Source organism: Aliivibrio sifiae, from assembly GCF_002954705.1.
Taxonomy (GTDB): domain Bacteria; phylum Pseudomonadota; class Gammaproteobacteria; order Enterobacterales; family Vibrionaceae; genus Aliivibrio; species Aliivibrio sifiae_A.
Window position 1 is genome coordinate 236,496 of sequence record NZ_MSCO01000002.1, and the last position, 17,263, is coordinate 253,758.

At 36.9% G+C, this 17,263-nt stretch carries 14 protein-coding genes and 1 pseudogene; 5 read left to right on the forward strand and 10 right to left on the reverse strand.

The annotated features are described in order from the left end of the window. On the forward strand, positions 1-333 hold a 333-nt coding region (locus BTO22_RS12085; protein WP_181044642.1), incomplete at its 5' end, for a phosphatase PAP2 family protein. 43 nt (positions 334-376) lie between these two features. Here the strand turns inward: BTO22_RS12085 and BTO22_RS20205 are convergent. The 5 genes and pseudogenes from BTO22_RS20205 to BTO22_RS12100 all read right to left on the reverse strand — a co-directional run bounded on the left by BTO22_RS20205 (position 377) and on the right by BTO22_RS12100 (position 4,344). After that, positions 377-1,330 (reverse strand): ATP-binding response regulator, encoded by a 954-nt coding sequence (locus BTO22_RS20205; protein WP_258132579.1) that lies wholly within the window; start codon positions 1,328-1,330, stop codon positions 377-379. A 21-nt stretch (positions 1,331-1,351) separates the two neighbouring features. Further along, positions 1,352-1,546 (reverse strand): annotated as a pseudogene (locus BTO22_RS20340) (histidine kinase dimerization/phospho-acceptor domain-containing protein); the annotation flags it as partial. Beyond that, positions 1,543-2,586, reverse strand: coding sequence for a HAMP domain-containing protein (locus BTO22_RS20215; RefSeq protein ID WP_258132580.1), 1,044 nt, complete (start codon positions 2,584-2,586; stop codon positions 1,543-1,545). The pseudogene BTO22_RS20340 and the gene BTO22_RS20215, both read right to left, overlap by 4 nt. Positions 2,587-2,736: 150 nt before the next feature. Further along, positions 2,737-3,000 (reverse strand): hypothetical protein, encoded by a 264-nt coding sequence (locus BTO22_RS12095; protein WP_258132581.1) that lies wholly within the window; start codon positions 2,998-3,000, stop codon positions 2,737-2,739. 189 nt (positions 3,001-3,189) lie between these two features. Continuing rightward, complete coding sequence (locus BTO22_RS12100) at positions 3,190-4,344, reverse strand: OmpP1/FadL family transporter (RefSeq protein WP_105055737.1); 1,155 nt, start codon at positions 4,342-4,344, stop codon at positions 3,190-3,192. Positions 4,345-4,882: 538 nt separating this feature from the next. Here BTO22_RS12100 and BTO22_RS12105 point away from each other — a divergent pair. After that, the gene (locus BTO22_RS12105; RefSeq protein WP_105055738.1) at positions 4,883-5,410 is read left to right on the forward strand and encodes a lipocalin family protein; all 528 of its coding nucleotides are present in this window, start codon (positions 4,883-4,885) and stop codon (positions 5,408-5,410) included. A gap of 47 nt (positions 5,411-5,457) precedes the next feature. Here BTO22_RS12105 and BTO22_RS12110 read toward each other — a convergent pair whose 3' ends face one another. Continuing rightward, positions 5,458-6,717 carry a hydroxymethylglutaryl-CoA reductase gene (locus BTO22_RS12110; protein WP_105055739.1) on the reverse strand — a complete coding sequence of 420 codons (1,260 nt, stop codon included), beginning with the start codon at positions 6,715-6,717 and terminating at the stop codon, positions 5,458-5,460. Positions 6,718-7,060: 343 nt separating this feature from the next. Between BTO22_RS12110 and speA the strand changes: the two genes are divergently transcribed. Together speA and speB are read left to right on the forward strand one after the other, a co-directional pair. Then, entirely contained in the window at positions 7,061-8,953 is a 1,893-nt protein-coding gene (speA, locus tag BTO22_RS12115; protein WP_374954021.1) for an arginine decarboxylase, read from the forward strand. After that, positions 8,953-9,879 (forward strand): agmatinase, encoded by a 927-nt coding sequence (gene speB / locus BTO22_RS12120; protein ID WP_105055741.1) that lies wholly within the window; start codon positions 8,953-8,955, stop codon positions 9,877-9,879. Before speA ends, speB begins: the two co-directional genes overlap by 1 nt. Positions 9,880-9,978: 99 nt before the next feature. Here the strand turns inward: speB and BTO22_RS12125 are convergent, their stop codons facing one another. Next, complete coding sequence (locus BTO22_RS12125; RefSeq protein ID WP_105055742.1) at positions 9,979-10,887, reverse strand: M15 family metallopeptidase; 909 nt, start codon at positions 10,885-10,887, stop codon at positions 9,979-9,981. A 373-nt stretch (positions 10,888-11,260) separates the two neighbouring features. On the opposite strand from BTO22_RS12125, the gene BTO22_RS12130 reads away from it, so the two are divergent. Next, complete coding sequence (locus BTO22_RS12130; RefSeq protein WP_105055743.1) at positions 11,261-14,314, forward strand: DUF748 domain-containing protein; 3,054 nt, start codon at positions 11,261-11,263, stop codon at positions 14,312-14,314. An 82-nt stretch (positions 14,315-14,396) separates the two neighbouring features. Here BTO22_RS12130 and BTO22_RS12135 read toward each other — a convergent pair whose 3' ends face one another. From BTO22_RS12135 to BTO22_RS12145, 3 genes are all read right to left on the reverse strand, one after another. Further along, a complete protein-coding gene (locus tag BTO22_RS12135; protein ID WP_105055744.1) occupies positions 14,397-15,449 on the reverse strand; it encodes an aldo/keto reductase in 1,053 nt (350 codons plus the stop codon). A gap of 25 nt (positions 15,450-15,474) precedes the next feature. Next, positions 15,475-16,263 carry an ABC transporter permease gene (locus BTO22_RS12140; RefSeq protein WP_105055745.1) on the reverse strand — a complete coding sequence of 263 codons (789 nt, stop codon included), beginning with the start codon at positions 16,261-16,263 and terminating at the stop codon, positions 15,475-15,477. 424 nt (positions 16,264-16,687) lie between these two features. Next, positions 16,688-17,230: a chorismate mutase gene (locus BTO22_RS12145; RefSeq protein ID WP_105055746.1), complete on the reverse strand. Its 543-nt coding sequence runs from the start codon at positions 17,228-17,230 to the stop codon at positions 16,688-16,690. Positions 17,231-17,263 lie beyond the last annotated feature (33 nt).

Genomic DNA, 17,263 nt, shown 5'->3' on the forward strand with positions numbered 1-17,263 from the left:
CATCAACAAGATGCATGGATACAACAACATGTTCCAAGTCTTTTAATTTGGTCCTTAAATACTCAAGATAATTTATGGGCGTCTTATTCTACTGGTAAAGAGATGCTAGGAAGTGGTATTTCGGCGATGCCAAGCATGCATGTCTCGATGTCAGTGCTTATGGCACTAGGTGTCAGTTCATTGAATAAAAAACTAGGGTTTGCTTTTTGGGGTTTCACCTTAATTATTTATATTGGTTCATTTTTACTCGGTTGGCATTATGCAGTAGATGGCTTGGTGAGCGCTCCGATTACCGTATTTATTTGGTATTTTTGTCGCTCTAAATACGTTTAAGATAGGAAGAGAGTAGGGTAAATTCTCTCTTTCTATCAACTGATTATGATTTAAATAAATGAGATATTATAAGATCTAGACTTTCATTATCGATAGGTTTGGTTAAATAACCATCGCAATATTTTTTGATTTCAGTTTCTTCATCGAGCATTCCTTGGGCCGTAATTGCGATTACAGGGATATGCTTGGTTTTTTCTAAATCTTTTATTATTCTAGATAATTCAATCCCATCCATTACTGGCATTTTTATATCAGTAAAAATGACATCAGGAAGCCGTTTTTCATTCAATTTATCGAGAATGTCTTTACCATTACTGCCCTCTATAATGTTAAAATCATAAGGTTCTAATTTTTTCTTTAACACCTCACGGTTGAATGCAATATCATCAACAATAGCAATGTATTTTTTTGATTTTAACTCGTGAATCTCTCTTCTCATGTGGTGATACTTATTTACTATTTTACTTTTTATAACTTCTATATCTTTTAAGGTAATATAAATTGAAGTTCCAGTACCAACTTCACTTTCGATCGATATATTTCCGTTCATATCCTCGATTATTTTTTTTGTAATAAATAAGCCTAATCCTGTTCCTTGATCTTTATCTTTATCATATATTTGTTCAAAAGGATTAAAAATTCGTTCGATGTCTTTTTTTTCGATCCCTCTACCGTTGTCTGTAAACTCTAGCATTAAATCAGTCGATAGATTAGTGGAATTAAGATATTTTACTTTTATATTTATGTTTCCACCATTATCGGTAAACTTTATAGCATTACTTAAAATATTCATTACTATTTTATTTAGATTTTTCTTATCTATATTTAAATGGCTGAATTTGTTTTCTTTATAATCAATATTTATATTCTTTGAGTTAGATTGAAAACTTATTATATCAATGATATTAGTTATTATATTATCTATAGAGTTTGGTTCATTATTGGTTATTGTTTTATTCGCTTCAATTTTACTTAGATCTAAAATATCATTTACCATCTCTAATAAACCTTCTCCTGCTTTATATAATGTATTTAATGTTTTCTTTTTTTCTTCATCATCTTCTTTCTCAATAAGATATAAACTAAGACCTAAAATAGCATTAAGCGGAGTTCTAAGTTCATGAGATATATTTGCTATGAATTTTGATTTTTTTATGTTTGCTGACTCTGCTAGTTCTTTTGATTTTTTTAATCGATTAGTTCTATCATCTATTTTTTTTCTAAATCATAAACTAAAGTAGAGATATGTTGAGCCATTAAAGATACATTTCTTGCGAGTGTTCCAAGTTCATCTTTTCTATATAATAGAGGGTTATTATATTCATAGTTACCATTTTGTATTTCTCTTATCCATTGACTAAATAAAATTAATGGGCCTTTAATATAATTAGTAATTAGTGTTGATATAAATAGAGTAAATATTGTTAGCATTATAATAGAGCTTATTATTTTTTTTATAAATTCATTGGAGTTACTATGAATCTTATTTGTTATTTCTTCGCTATAACTTTTTGCTGTTTTTTTCTTAATTAACACAGCTACATTCCATGGATAATTATTTATAGGTTGCGTTGCAACAATATACAGTTCTTTCCCTAATCGGATCTCTGAATCCCAAGCCTTTTTAGTCGAGATGTTTCTCATTGTGATCATTTCATTAAATGTTAATTCTTCTATTTTTGTTATATCACTTAATTTTTCTTTATACTCTGATAGATACTGTTGTGCTTTTTTATTTTTAGTTACGACATTCATATCTTGATCAATAATTAATGAAATGAAGTCATTTCTAGTTTGGCTCTCTGAAATTGAATAGACAAGCCTTGTGATGTTTGTTTTAAAAGTGAGGTAAGAGCCATTACTTACTTTATATTGTTTAATAGTAAATTTATCATTTTTATTATTAAATATTATTTTATCATTCATTAAATATGTTGATGTAGAGTAATTTCTAAGTTCTTCATTTGATTTATTTAATACATATTCGATATTACGACTGTTTTTTTTTAGCATTGTGGCGTATTTTTTTGAGATGCGCTCTATTTCTTTTAATTTTACATTTAAATGGTTACTCATATCGTTTGCGTAGTGCGACACATTTCTGTGTATATACTTGTTTTCAACGTTTGTTGTGACTGATGTGATTTCTTTTTCATTGATTGCAATTATTTGATAGGTGGCGACAGATATGAGAATTGAATAGATCGTAATTGTACCGGTAAGAGCTACAAAGAATTTATTTTTTAAAAGCATTAATTGGCCTTTATTTATTATTATGTATGATAAAGAGTAATCTTCTTTTTAACTGTATTTTTTAGCATTTTTACTGGAATAGATTCTCTAAAATTGTTTTATTCGAGGTATTATATTGCTTTATTTCTCTTAATTTTTCAAATGATCCCATTAGGATGAAATTTTTTGTTCTGAGAAGGGGTAGTATGAATTGTTATTTAAAAATTGCATCTTATCTTTTATAGAGTATTTTTCGCTATCAAGATCATAAACAACAAGGTCTGGAAGGGGGAGGTCATGCGTGTCTCTCGTGGTTAAGCTGTGAAACTTAGCCACATTCATTGTTTTTGTTTCATGTACATCATTGAGTTCACGCAGTACTTTATTTGCTACTTCTTTGATTAGAAAATAATTACTTACTATTAATATATTCACGATTTGCTCAGTATGTATTGAATGTCAACGGACGATAGTAGTGATTATTGACTTTTGTATTGATAGCATTTTCTTAGATTGTTTATTTTTATGTGCCTATTGAGGAATAGAATGCTATGCGTGGAATGTTAAGGCATGAAAGGTAATGAGCAGTACTAGTATTGTACTGCTTAAATTAAAGGGGTTGCCTTAGAAGGTAAAGTTTACACCGACAAAGTGAATGCGGCCGTCGAAAGTACCATTTACTTTGACGTTAGGGCGGTTCATATCTACAGACCCAAGGTCTGCGTATTCGTAAAACATGTCCATCGTGATGTCATCCCATGAGGTAGATGCCCCCACTGAGTATCGGTATTGCTCGCCAACGGGTAAATCAACCCATTGGAGAGAAGGATCATCTTGCGGTGACGTTTCATGCGAGAAACCAGCTTTTAAGCGCCAATCAGAATTTAAGCGATAATCTGTACCTATTGCAAATTTCCATACATCATCCCAATCTCGTTGGATTTCCACACTTGGTAAATTTGAATTTACACTTAAAACGGTAGAATCCCAGTGACTCCAACGATGGAATTGTATGCTCGTAAGTAGGTTTAGATCTTTATTTAATGCATAGCTTGAGCTTATATCAATAATGTCAGGCATAATCATTTCACTAGACAGCTGTTGATCTATTCTAGCCAAGTCATTTTTAAATTCATGTTCTAGCTTTGAGCGGTAACTAAGACCAACAGACAGTTTTTCTGATGCTTGGTACATAGCGCCAAGATTATAGCCATATGCCCAATCAGAGTCTTGCTCTGCAGTGATTCCACCGCCCATCGATTGTTCGAAAGAAGCCCAACTTAATTGTAAACCAGCTCCAAGTGATAATTGGTCGTTAACTTTGTAGCTTAGTGTAGGGTTAATTTGCATGGCGGTTAAGCTGATGTCCTCTAATAAGTGGCTTCCTGCCCACTCACTGCCATAATCAAGGCTTGAACCTCCAATTGCCCCAAGAGCTAAACCAACATGTAATTTGTCCGTAATTTGCTGAACATGAAACGCACCAGCAGAAGGTAAAATAGAATGTGCTTTTCCATCTGCTGAACCATTTTGATCATTGAACTTCATTTCTAAATCAAAAGCCATGGTATTGATTGTTGTTTTGTTCTCCCCCATGTAAGACATCGTTGCAGGGTTTACCCACATTGCCGCTGCTGATTCAGTGTAAACAGCATCACCAGCGCCAGTTGTACCTGCATTGGCCACAACGGCTTCTTGAAGAAATAGTCCGCTAGAAAAGGCATTAAAACTAAGAAGGATAGCAGAGGCAGTTAAAGAGTAGTTAAAAATAGATTTCATGAAAGTGCTCTTATATCGATTGAAAATAGTATGAGAAAACCCCATCCTTAAATAAATATGGAACCTTTCCATATTTATCTTTTTTAATGATAAAGAAAAACACATAATCTTTAGGAATAATAAATATTCCAAATGGTTATAATGGTTCATTTAGAAGTGGTATGTAATATATGTATTACTCTTAATGTATATAATTAATGTCTCGTCATCTTAGGTGGTAAGATATTGTCGATTAGTTTTTCGAATCAATTAAATTTGGCCGAGTTCATGTATTGGCTGTTATAGGCTAATGTTATTTTTATTTCATGTCGTTTTAAATCACCCTCTACTTTGATTAGCGCGTATTTTTCTGGCTCTAAATTGTCCATTAAGCCTTGTGGTGTAATGAATAACATATCCGAGCTTTTTATAGTTTTTAGAATAGGGTTGACGTGCTGGCAACGAAGCATTGGTTTTTTATGTATGTACTGATTAACTAAGTGATCTTTTTACGCTAATCTGCCGTAATACTAAAAATATAAAGTTAAGGGGACTAACGATGATAAAACGTATAACAAAAATAGGTTTCATAGGAACAGTATTATTAATGCTAAGCGGCTGCTTAGGGATGCCAAAGGGCGTTGAACCCGTATCAGGGTTTGAGTTAAATCGCTATTTAGGAAAATGGTATGAAGTGGCGCGATTAAATCATTCTTTTGAAGAAGGGTTGAGTAAAGTCAGCGCCGAGTACAGCGTTAATGAAGACGGAAGTGTTAAAGTCATTAACCGAGGCTATTCAAAAGAAGACCAAGAGTGGAATGAAGCAGAAGGGAAAGCTAAATTCATTGGTGCAGAAGATCAAGGTTATCTTAAAGTATCGTTTTTTGGCCCTTTCTACGGTTCATATGTGGTGTTTGAATTAGATAAAGAAAATTACCAATATGCGTTTGTATCAGGCCCTGATCTTGATTATTTATGGCTACTCTCTCGAACAAAAGAAGTTGACCAAGAAGTGATTGAGCGTTTTGTATCAACGGCTCAATCATTCGGTTTTAAAACAAATGAACTTATCTTTGTTGAGCAATAATTAATTGTCGCGTTAGTTAACTGATATTGGATAGTCCAATCTATTAATTAGCGCGCTAATTTATGATGCGCACGAGAGAAGTGCCCTGCGCAAAACGCACCGACAATCGATAACTCACCTGCCAAACATAGAGCAGCACACACTTCCGCTAACGCTTGCGATTTGCCTGCACCGTACAGTCCCATCAATTCTAAACAGGCTTTTTGGCTTGGTAATCCAGTTCCACCGCCAACCGTACCCAGCATTAAGTTTGGCAAGGTTACACTAGCGTACAAGTCGCCATTTTTATCCACTTCAATTCGTGTCATACCAATAGCAGATTCAGCCACACATGCAGCGTCTTGCCCGCAAGCGATATAAAGTGCCGCAAGGGCATTGGCATAATGCGCATTAATACCGATAGTTCCACTGAGCGTTGCACCAACCGTACTCATTTGAGTAAATTGCATCATTTTTTCAGGAGTAGTGTGTAAGTATTTTTTCACTAACTCAGCGGGAATATGCGCTTCGGCAGTGACTTTTTTGCCGCGAACACTGCGTAGAGTTTGGCTGCTTGCTTTTTTGTCCCCTGATAAATTGCCATCTAAATAGGCATTTTCTGGAGTAATTGGAGAGTTCTCCATGATATAGCTAAACACGGCATTGGTGGCAATGGTTACCATGTTCTGGCCAGAAGCATCACCGGTTAAAAATTCAAAAACTAAGTAAACGTGATTGCCTTCAATACTGATATTAATGTCGCTGAGTTTCCCATGTGATGTGGTGGATTCTGCCAGTTGCTTGAACGTGTCGTATTGAGTAACAGCCCATGCAACAAACTGTCCGGCTTCAGCTAAACCATAGAACGCAAACGCAGGCGTGCGAGTAACCCCTTCATTTAATAGCATGGCACTTGCGCCCCCACTTGCCGTTAGCAGTTGTGCCCCTCGATTATAAGAGGCCACTAAAGCCGCTTCTGTAGTTGCAAGAGGTACTAAGTAATCATCATTGGCAAATAATCCATTCACACGTAATGGGCCAGCAAGACCTACTGGTAATTTCACCGTGCCAATAAAATGTTCGATATTCTTTTCGTACACATAGCTTTGGGCTTGAGTGTGCGGATCGAGTAATTCTGATTGTAGCTCGGGCTTTGCTAGTTTATCCCAACGGCGAGTAATGTTCTTTTCTGTTAGATAAGGGCTAGGAGTGATTTTATTGGTTGGTTTTTCAAAATGAGGATTGAGCGATTGCTCTAATTTATCTGCGGAGATATCGCCTCCTAAGATAGATACATAGTCACGGCGGTGCAGATTCAATTTTGGCATAAAACATATTAATTACAGCAAATGTTGAGAGGGATTTTACTGGGTAATGAGAGAGAAACAAGAGGCAGATATAAACGGTTACAGTTTGCTTCTATTTGTGACGCTGATTAGAGCGAAAATGAAGTGATAAAATCGCATAATAAAGATCACATTTATCGACAAGTTTTTTTGATTATCACGATAAATATTCATTATTGGACTACCTTTTAATTATGTTAGTTAATGCCGTCAACACTTCGCTAGATTGCGATGTTTGTTGGGTTATGCCTCGATATTCCAACGAGGTATTTTCTGTTGATGGCCCTATTGTGTGAGGTCTCTAGATTTGGAACATTCGGTTAATTTGGAACGCATCCGTGCTGAGTATAATGTAAAGCATTGGAGCCAAGGTTTTTACGGTATTGATGATAATGGTGAAGTGTATGTATCACCACGTAGTGAGGCAGATCATCAAGTCCCATTAAGTCATATTGTGAATCAGTTAGAGCAGCGAAATATTGGATTGCCTGCGTTGGTTCGTTTTCCTCAAATCGTACATCAGCGTGTGCATAGTATTTGTAATGCATTTAACCAAGCGATTGACGAATATCAGTATGAAAACCACTATTTGTTAGTGTACCCAATTAAGGTAAACCAACAAAAAGAAGTGGTTGATGAGATCTTGGCAAGCCAAGCGCAATTAGAACAGAAACAACTTGGCTTAGAAGCGGGCAGTAAACCAGAGCTATTGGCTGTTTTAGCACTTGCTCAAAAAGCAAGCTCTGTGATTGTATGTAACGGTTATAAAGACCGTGAATACGTACGTCTTGCGCTTATCGGTGAGAAGCTGGGTCACAGTGTTTTCATTGTATTAGAAAAATTATCAGAATTAGATTTGGTGTTATCTGAAGCAAAAGCATTAGGAGTAACACCAAGGTTAGGCCTACGTATTCGTCTTGCATCGCAAGGGGCGGGTAAATGGCAAGCAAGTGGTGGCGAAAAATCTAAATTTGGCTTATCTGCCTCTCAAGTACTAACAGTAATTGAGCGTTTAAAAGCAGAAGACCAATTGGATATTCTAGAGCTTGTGCATTTCCACCTTGGTTCACAAATGGCAAACATTCGTGATGTGCGTAATGGTGTAAGTGAAGCGGCTCGTTTTTATTGTGAATTACGTGATATTGGCGCAAAACTAAAATACTTAGATGTGGGCGGCGGCTTAGCTGTCGATTACGATGGTACGCGTAGTCAATCGTCTAACTCAATGAACTACGGTTTGGCTGAATACGCACGTAATATTGTAATGACCATTGGTGATATCTGTCAGTTGTATTCACAACCAATGCCAGTGATTATTTCTGAATCGGGTCGTTCATTGACGGCGCATCACGCAGTCTTAATTACTAACGTTATCGGTACAGAAAGTTATACACCAGAAGCAATAGAAGCGCCTCATGGTGATGCCCCTCTATTGTTACACAATATGTGGCGTAATCTAGAGCAACTAGAGAATGGTAGCGATGACCGCGCGTTAATTGAGATTTATAACGATACACAGAGTGATATTTCAGAAGCGCATAATCAGTTTGCTACGGGGATGATTAATCTCCAACACCGGGCGTGGGCTGAGCAAATGTCATTACGCATTAACTATGAACTTAGTGTGAAAATGTGTACGAAGAACCGCTACCACCGCCCAATTTTAGATGAGTTGAGTGAGCGTTTAGCTGACAAGTTCTTTGTTAACTTCTCACTATTCCAGTCATTGCCTGATGCATGGGGTATTGATCAAGTTTTCCCTGTATTGCCATTAAGTGGATTAGCCAATGCGGACGAACACCGAGCGGTAGTACTGGATATTACGTGTGATTCCGACGGCACGATTGATCAATACGTTGATGGTCAAGGCATTGAAACTACGTTACCAGTACCAGCGTGGAACCCAGATGAACCTTATTTAATGGGCTTTTTCTTAGTGGGAGCATATCAAGAAATTTTGGGTGATATGCATAACCTATTTGGTGATACCCACAGTGTGGTGGTTAATGTTGATGAACATGGTGCTGCAAATATTGACTACATTAATGAAGGCGATACCGTTGAAGATATGATGCGTTACGTGCATATTGATGTAGATTTGATCCGCCAAAACTACAAAGACATGGTCATGGCTAAAGTGTCAGCAGAAGAACAACAAAGTGTGCTTGAAGAGTTAGAGCAAGGCTTGATGGGTTACACTTATTTGGAAGATTTTTAATGAACGATTTATTCACTAAAAAAGATTATTCATTGTACTCAAATGCAATGACATTTATGCGTCGTCCATTGGTACAAAACCCAATCGATAATGATGCAGACATTGTTGTTTTAGGTGCACCGTTAGATATGGCTACTTCAGGTCGTCCGGGTGCTCGTTTAGGTCCTGATGCGATCCGTCGTGCGTCTGTGAATCTTGCGTGGGAAGGCAAAAAATTCCCATGGGATTTCAATGTATTTGAACACACTAAAGTGATCGATTCGGGCGATCTAGTGTTTGATACCGGTGATGCAGAAGACTTTACTGTGCGCTTAGAAGCGGCTGCTGATGCGATTTTAGATAGCGGTAAGACGTTATTAGGCTTAGGTGGCGATCACTTTATCACGCTTCCATTACTTCGCTCTTATGCTAAAAAATACGGTGAAATGGCATTGATTCATTTTGATGCTCATACGGATACCTATAGTCATGGTAGCCGTTACGATCACGGTACTATGTTCTATCATGCACCAAACGAAGGGTTAATTTCACCTGAGCATTCAGTGCAAATTGGCATTCGTACTGAGTATGATCAAAAAGATCATGGCTTTAATGTTATTAACGCGATGCAAGCGAATGACATGAGTGTTGATGTAATCATCGAGCAAGTGAAAGGTATTGTTGGCGATAAGCCAGTTTACCTAACGTTTGATATTGATTGTCTTGATCCTGCATTTGCACCGGGCACAGGAACACCTGTGTGTGGTGGCTTGAACTCAGATAAGATCTTAAAGATCATCCGTGGTTTACAAGGTATAAACATGGTTGGTATGGATGTGGTCGAAGTATCACCTGCGTATGACCAAAGTGATATCACTGCACTAGCAGGTGCGACAATTGCTTTAGAATTGCTTTATGTTTGGACTGCGAATCGTTTAAACAAATAAGGGTTCTTAGAGTTAAGTAAATAATATAAACCCGTTGAATGAGAGTTCAACGGGTTTATGCTTTTCAGGATTCAGGATTCAGGATTCAGGATTCAGGATTCAGGGTTTAAAACAGCGAGCTTGTGCTACTTGTGCTTTCTTGTTTATCGCTTGCATAACAGCATTAGGGTTGGCTTTATACAGTCGATTCAAAGACGTCGTTGTTTTTAATTCGGCCTGTAAATATGACGTGTAATCTTTGAATTCATTCATACGTTCAGTACCGTAATTCTGCTGACATGATTGAACCCAATTAGCGTAGTTCGTAAAAAACGTTGATGCCTCTTTAGTTGGCATTGCTGTCATCAAATACGCCATGTCTCGGCTGGTTTGAAAGTGCTGGAAATCAATCGGCGTATCCCAGTAGCCACCCCAATAAATGAATCCGTTTTTAGCAAAGATATTTATTACTTCCTCTGCAAATCCCTTTCTGTCTTCTTTACCTAAGCGCTGTAACATTCGGTTTGAATATTCATGACCTTTAAGTGGCTTAAATGTAGCGGTTCCCCAAGAGGTAAATTCAACAAATGGGTTTTGTAATGGGTTGATATCGACGGCTACACCATAAGCGTGTAATGAAAGAGAAGATTTACCAGTAATAGGGCGATAGTTGAATGCAGAAGTGTTATTAGCATCCATCGATTTGATATCGTCACCAGAATAGTTTTCGATTGGTTTTGCTTGAGCGATAGGAAAGCGTTGTTGGTATAACTCAGTAAAAATGTGATCAACATATGGAGCCACGGCATCTAAAACAACGATCTGACCTGTTGCTGTTTTTCCTTTAAAGTCATAATGCTTAAATGTGACATTCTTTAGACGATTACATTGTATTGGTGCTTTTGGTGTTATGACATTCTTATTTGTCATTACTTGGCATTGTGATGGTGTAACGTTTGAAACTTCCGCTATCGCAGATGCAGAGCAAAGCCCTAGAATTAATGAACCAATAAGATGAATTTTATTCATAAACCGTCCTAGCTATGAGTGTATTTTTGATTATCGAAAGATAATGCCATGCTTTCTAAATTGTTCCTAGAAACAAGAATACGAGTATTATTTACTCATGAATTGTCGTGATCTTTATTCCAAACCAGATATATTAAAGTTTTGCGAGCTGATAGGGTAAGAGTGGTAGACATACCAATGCGGGAGGGATAAAATTTTGCGCATTACTTAATGTCGACAGACAAAAAGTAACAACTATTGTAGTCATGGCATTGATGAGCATTCTTCAAAATTAGCCAGAGAGTCATACTTATCTGAATAGATTTCTTAAACGAGAGTTATCCAGATGAGTATCATATTATTGTCGATATAGACGTAGGAGTAGATAGTCATAATGTCGAACAAATTTAAAGCCGCCGTTGTAAAGTTTCGTGCTTTTCCTAGATACGTTCGCTGGAGTACTTACACGTTAAGTGCATACCTTTTTTACGCTGCTTTATTAGGGCTACTTGTTCCTTACATTGCGAAGCAACAAATTCCCGAGCAATTATCAGCCTTGATTGAACGTCCTGTTATGTTAACTGATATTACTATCAACCCTTTTACACTGCAGCTTGATGTTCACCAATTCGCTATTTTAGAAGATACGAAGCCTTTTGTTCAATTTGAACATGCCAGCGTTCAGGTTAATTTTTGGCAATCGATTTTTAATGCCGCTATTTCGGTTGAATATATTTCTCTTAATAAGCCTTACATTAATCTCGAACGTTTAAATAATACGAATGATTTGCTGTTTAATTTTAGTGATATTATCGATGCTGTTGCTCGTAATACGGTGACGACAGAAGAGCCAGAACTAAAGACTGATGAAGTCATTGATAGAAAAGCCCCGTTATTTCCAGTATTGATTAAACACACCGCATTAACTCAAGGTGATATTCGATTATTGGATGGAGTCACAGGAACTCAGCTTGCTTACCCAAATATTAATATCACGCTTGGTGAGTTTTCGACTCAAAGCTTGCTTACGGATGCAGAGAAAAAGAACGATTACCGCTTACATATTACTGATGTAGATTCTGGTACGGTTGAATTGACGGGCCAAGTGCAATTAAAGCCATTAGAAGTTGTCGGTGATATTGATGTTCAGCATATTCAATTACCACGTTTATGGGGATTCATTGAAAAAGACATCATCGCAAAACTAACGTCGGGTGAAGTGAGCTTCTCATCAAATTATCATATTGTGCAAACGATTGGTGAAACAGAAACGGATGATTCCATGAGTATCTCAACCGCAAAAGGAATGTTCTCGCTTAATGGTTTGAATTTTAATGCAAAAGATAAATCTATCGTATCGTTACCAAATCTTTCAGTGAATAATATTGCGACTAATGTTGAAAATCAGACCGTCAATATTGCTTCTATTACCTCTCAAGGACTGAATGTATCAGCGAAAGTAGACGATAAAGGCGCTGATTTAGTGACCTTATTCACGCCTACATTTATTTCTCAAGAGTCAGAGGCGCCAAAAGAGAAAAAAGAAGTCACACCAACAAAACCAGAACCTGAGAGTAATTCACCTGCGTGGTTAGTCACTCTTGATGGGGTAGAAATAAAAGATTACCAATTAAACGTTGAAGAGAAAGTCGTTACTAAAAAAGCCAATCAATGGCAGATCTCTCCAATTAATTTAACCACAAGTCAGATTGTAAGTGATTTATCTAAACCGATTGATTTTGATTTCTTTACCTCTATAAATGGTAAAGGTGATATTAGTGTTAAAGGTCAGGCTGATGCTAAGCAACAAGCAGTATTAGCCAACATTGATGTAAAATCATTGAAGTTAGCTCAGTTCCAGCCCTACTTGGCAACAGCGGTTAATACGACCTTAACCAAAGGTGAAGTGAATACACAAGCTAAATTGAATGCTAACGCAGAAGGTAGCGTTGAAGTTAGTGGTGGTCTGCAAGTCAATCATCTTTCAATTAGAGATAACAAGCTAAGAAAGCCATTTGTTAAGTGGCGTTCGCTGGCTGTGAATAAGTTTAATTTTGATTTACAGAAATCGAAATTAAACATTGATACATTAAGTTTAAACCAACCTTATGCTCGAGTTGTGATAAATGAAGATCGTAGTACTAATATTGGCGATTTAATCGTTCCTCAACCAAAATCAAAAAAAACTAAAACGTCATCGAAGAAAAAGAATGAAAAACCGTTTGATCTGAGAGTAAGAAAAATTGCGTTTAATAATGGTTCGGCGTTCTTTGCAGATAACTCATTAACTCCTAACTTTTCATCAGGAATTGAACAGCTAAAAGGCAATATTGGTCATGTGTCTAGTATTCCGGGTACAAAAGCAACGGTTGATATCAGCGGCAATATTGAAAAGTATGCCCCAGTAAAAGTGAAGGGTGAAATCAACCCATTACTTAAAGAGCCTTATTTAGATCTCGATGTAATCTTTAAAAGTGTTGAGCTAACTACGGTAAACCCTTATTCAGGTACGTACGCGGGTCATTACATTGATAAAGGACAATTAACGTTAGCGCTTAATTATCAACTAAAGAAGAATCAATTAAAAGGCGAAAACCATGTCATTATTGACCAACTGCAATTAGGTAAAGCCAGTGACAGTGATGTCGCAACCTCACTGCCGTTAGAGTTGGCTATTGCCTTATTGCAAGATAATAACGGGGTAATTGACTTAGGTGTTGAAGTGTCTGGGGATGTAAACGATCCTGAATTTAGCCTTGGTGCCGTTATTTGGAGTACGATTTCTAATATCATAACTAAAGCCGTGACTGCGCCATTTTCTTTTATTGCTGGTCTTGCTGGCTCAGATGAGGAATTGAATATTATCGCTTTTGATTTTGGTGCCAATACATTAACGGCTGAAGAGCAAGAAAAGTTAAAAACGCTTGGATCTGCGCTAGAAACTCGTCCTAAATTAAAGCTAACGGTCGATGGTGCTGTTAATGCTCCTGAAGACAGTAAGGCATTAGCTCTTGTGCAATTTAATCAACTTTTAGCTGATTCTGCACACATAACAGTCGCTGAATTACCAGTGAATTTAAGTGCGAGTACTATGCCAATTTCCGGACAATTATCTGATTCATTGCAAGAACTTTATCAAACTGAATTTGGTGAAAAAGCGAGTACAGTAGAAGATAAAATCGAAAATGAGCAAGATGAAAAAGGCGTAGAGTTAACTGATGAGGAGTTAGCGAAACGTTGGCATATTGCCTTATATAATTTGGTGCTCAATAAGCAAGATGTGAAGAAAGGTGATTTAGGGCAATTAGCTCAGCAACGAGCTCAAGCTGTAAAGGCTTATTTAGTTGACGTGGTAAAAGTCGATGCATCACGAGTGTTCTTATTGGACAGTCGATTTGATATTGAGCAAGACACGAGTAGCGTATTATTGTCCTTAGAAGCAAAATAAAAAGGTCTTGATTGAGAAAAAAATGGCATACAGATTAATTTGTGCGCCATTTTTTATTGTGAATGTAGAGCCTTAATTAAATTTAAAATGGCATAGGATATTTTCTAAAGACCGTATTAACATCAGCTAATACTTCTTCACTCAACGGTTTAGAAAACGCTTCAATATCTTCTTTTAATTGTTCTAGAGAAGTAGCGCCAATAATGGTTGATGTAACGCCATCCACTTGGTCACACCATGCTAGTGCAAGCTGACAAGGTGTGTAACCGTGTTTTTCTGCAACCTCAATATAAGCTTTGACCGCTTCGTTTGCTGCAGGAGTGTCTCGGAATATTCCATTACGTTGTGAATAGGTCCAGCGACTTCCTTCAGGCATTTTTCCATCCAGATATTTACCACTTAACATTCCCCCGGCTAATGGCGACCAAGGTAAATAAGCAACGTCTTCATGAATACAATTCTCAATTAAATATGGCCAATTTTTCGCGTGTAATAAACTGAATTCATTTTGAATTGATATTATTTTTGGCAAATCGTATTTAGCACTCAGTTTAAGATAAGTGTTAATGCCCCAAGGTGTATCATCTGATAACCCGATATGGCGGATCTTTCCTACTTTTATACAGGTATCTAATGCTTGTAAGATCTCAAGCATATTTGTTTCTTCTTTCTTTGCATCAAAATCATTGAATTTGAATTGATTAGGGAAGTGCTTACCAAAATGAGGAGAAGTACGATTTGGCCAATGCAGTTGGTATAGGTCAATATAATCCGTTTGTAAACGTGCAAGTGACGCATCAACCGCAGTAATAACCGCTTCACCAGTAATTGGACCTGCATTACGAACCCAAGGTAAACCTGGACCTGCAATTTTTGAAGCCAGAATAATCTCTTTACGGCGTTTAGGGTTTGCAGCAAGCCAGTTACCAATAATAGTTTCTGTTTTTCCATAGGTATCAGGGGAAGGTGGAACCGCATACATCTCAGCGGTATCGATAAAATTAATGCCTTGGCTAAGTGCGTAGTCAATTTGCTGATTGGCATCTTCTTGAGAATTTTGTTGCCCCCAAGTCATGCTACCTAAGCAAATACGAGAAACAGAAAGGTTACTACTACCGAGAGTTGAATATTCCATTTTAAGATAGTTCCTTCATTGAGCTTTAATTAATAAAACGTACCAATACCTTCCCTTCTTTTGAGATATTTTGTTTGAGGGTCAGTTGTAACGTGATGGTGACTGATATCGTTAGCATAACAAAAATAGCGGTCAAAATAAGTAACTGATATTTGATGGCGACCATAGGATTAACGCCACCTAAAATCTGACCAGTCATCATGCCAGGAAGGGTAACTAATCCAGTGGTGGCCATTGATGCCATGATAGGGGCAAAAGCTTTTTGCATTGCAGCACGGACAAAAGGAATGGTGGCATAGTGAGGTGAGGCACCAAGAGCAATTGCAGCGTGATATTCACTTTCACGCTCTTTAAATGCAGTAAATAGATTTTGTAGTGCGACGATATTACCGCTTAAGCTATTGCCCAACAGCATTCCAGCTAAAGGAATTACATATTGAGCGCTGTATAGTGGTGTTGGTTGAATGATCACCGCACTTAATAATATAACCAAGGGCAATAACCCTACTAATAAGCCAGTTGCAACGGGAATAAATAATCGTTTCTTTGGTAGTTTGGATTTTGCGATAATAGAGCTAGAGCCAATAGTTATCATTAATACAATCCATAGTGTGTTTAATAATGGGCTGTTTAATTGAAATACAAATTCTAGATATAAACCAATAAATGCCAATTGTACGATCATCCGGATCACACTTACTGCCACCTCTTTAGCAAGATCTAGCTGGTAGAGGCGATTAATCGTAAATGGGATAAGTAACGTAAGACTGAAGAGCCCCATTAATGTCCAACTGATATCTAAAGATTCTTGCATTAGTGATCTTAGTGGATGGCTGATAGATTGATTATCGCAAGAATAGAGAGGATTCTAAATAGAATTATTAAATTTGTAGTGTCCTATATCATGCTTTATTCTAATCATCGGCTTTCTCTTTATTGAAGGCTTATTTTAGTATTACCTCAGCAATGTTTTCCATGGACGCTGAGTTTATGATTTTTTAAAGTTGTCACTTTTCCGGATGAAAGTGTCACAATTATGGCGTATTTATCCTTTAGTGGCAACGAAAGTGTCACTTAAAAATATAGATTACTCCGTAATAATATAATAAAATATACAAACTTAAACTACAGTACCAAAAAGAAAAAACTGTATAGAACCGAAAAAAGAATTAATGGAACCTCTTTGCTGGCGACTAGACGCGTACAACTTCGCATAAAGTGTAGTTACGTTAAATTCCCTAGACCTTTAACTTAACCTGTTTTAATGCTTCAAAGATCATCAGTTTATCACTTTCTTTTAGGTGTGGGTTTGTCACTGACTGTTGAAAATATTCGTATTGGCTATCAGAAAAAGTTTGACCAGAACTTAAATATTCATAAATACTTTCATTAATTTCATATCCAAGTCTTAATAACTCAGGACGAACTACCGCCTTTAGGTCTCTAGCAATGAGCGCCTTTTGATTGTTAGAGCCGCTTAGTAAGTCCGCTCTAACTCGATATTGAATTGCTTTTGCTGATGAAATCAGGGAGCTTAGAAACATTTGAGAGCTTTTAACTTCCAGGCCAAACTTCTGACTTGTAGATGCTGATTTTTTTAACACTAACTCCTCCCTTTCCAGATCTTCAATGGGAAGATGGTGGTTAGCTTTGTATATAGCCACGTCAGACATAAAACTCATACGCTCATTGATTTTATTAAAAATATCCTTAGATAATTCATCAGCGTGGGAAGGTAAAACAAAAGCGATCAGTAAAAAGCTCAAAATTATTTTTTTCATTTAAATCTCCAAGATAAAATAAATGCTCATTTT

Excerpts from the sequence above, each read along its gene's own strand:
- BTO22_RS20205 (WP_258132579.1), bottom strand. The coding sequence starts at position 1,330 with ATGGTAAATGATATTTTAGATCTAAGTAAAATTGAAGCGAATAAAACA.
- BTO22_RS20215 (WP_258132580.1), bottom strand. The coding sequence starts at position 2,586 with ATGCTTTTAAAAAATAAATTCTTTGTAGCTCTTACCGGTACAATTACG.
- BTO22_RS12100 (WP_105055737.1), bottom strand. The coding sequence starts at position 4,344 with ATGAAATCTATTTTTAACTACTCTTTAACTGCCTCTGCTATCCTTCTT.
- BTO22_RS12105 (WP_105055738.1), top strand. The coding sequence starts at position 4,883 with ATGATAAAACGTATAACAAAAATAGGTTTCATAGGAACAGTATTATTA.
- BTO22_RS12110 (WP_105055739.1), bottom strand. The coding sequence starts at position 6,717 with ATGCCAAAATTGAATCTGCACCGCCGTGACTATGTATCTATCTTAGGA.
- speB (WP_105055741.1), top strand. The coding sequence starts at position 8,953 with ATGAACGATTTATTCACTAAAAAAGATTATTCATTGTACTCAAATGCA.
- BTO22_RS12125 (WP_105055742.1), bottom strand. The coding sequence starts at position 10,887 with ATGAATAAAATTCATCTTATTGGTTCATTAATTCTAGGGCTTTGCTCT.
- BTO22_RS12130 (WP_105055743.1), top strand. The coding sequence starts at position 11,261 with ATGTCGAACAAATTTAAAGCCGCCGTTGTAAAGTTTCGTGCTTTTCCT.
- BTO22_RS12135 (WP_105055744.1), bottom strand. The coding sequence starts at position 15,449 with ATGGAATATTCAACTCTCGGTAGTAGTAACCTTTCTGTTTCTCGTATT.
- BTO22_RS12140 (WP_105055745.1), bottom strand. The coding sequence starts at position 16,263 with ATGCAAGAATCTTTAGATATCAGTTGGACATTAATGGGGCTCTTCAGT.
- BTO22_RS12145 (WP_105055746.1), bottom strand. The coding sequence starts at position 17,230 with ATGAAAAAAATAATTTTGAGCTTTTTACTGATCGCTTTTGTTTTACCT.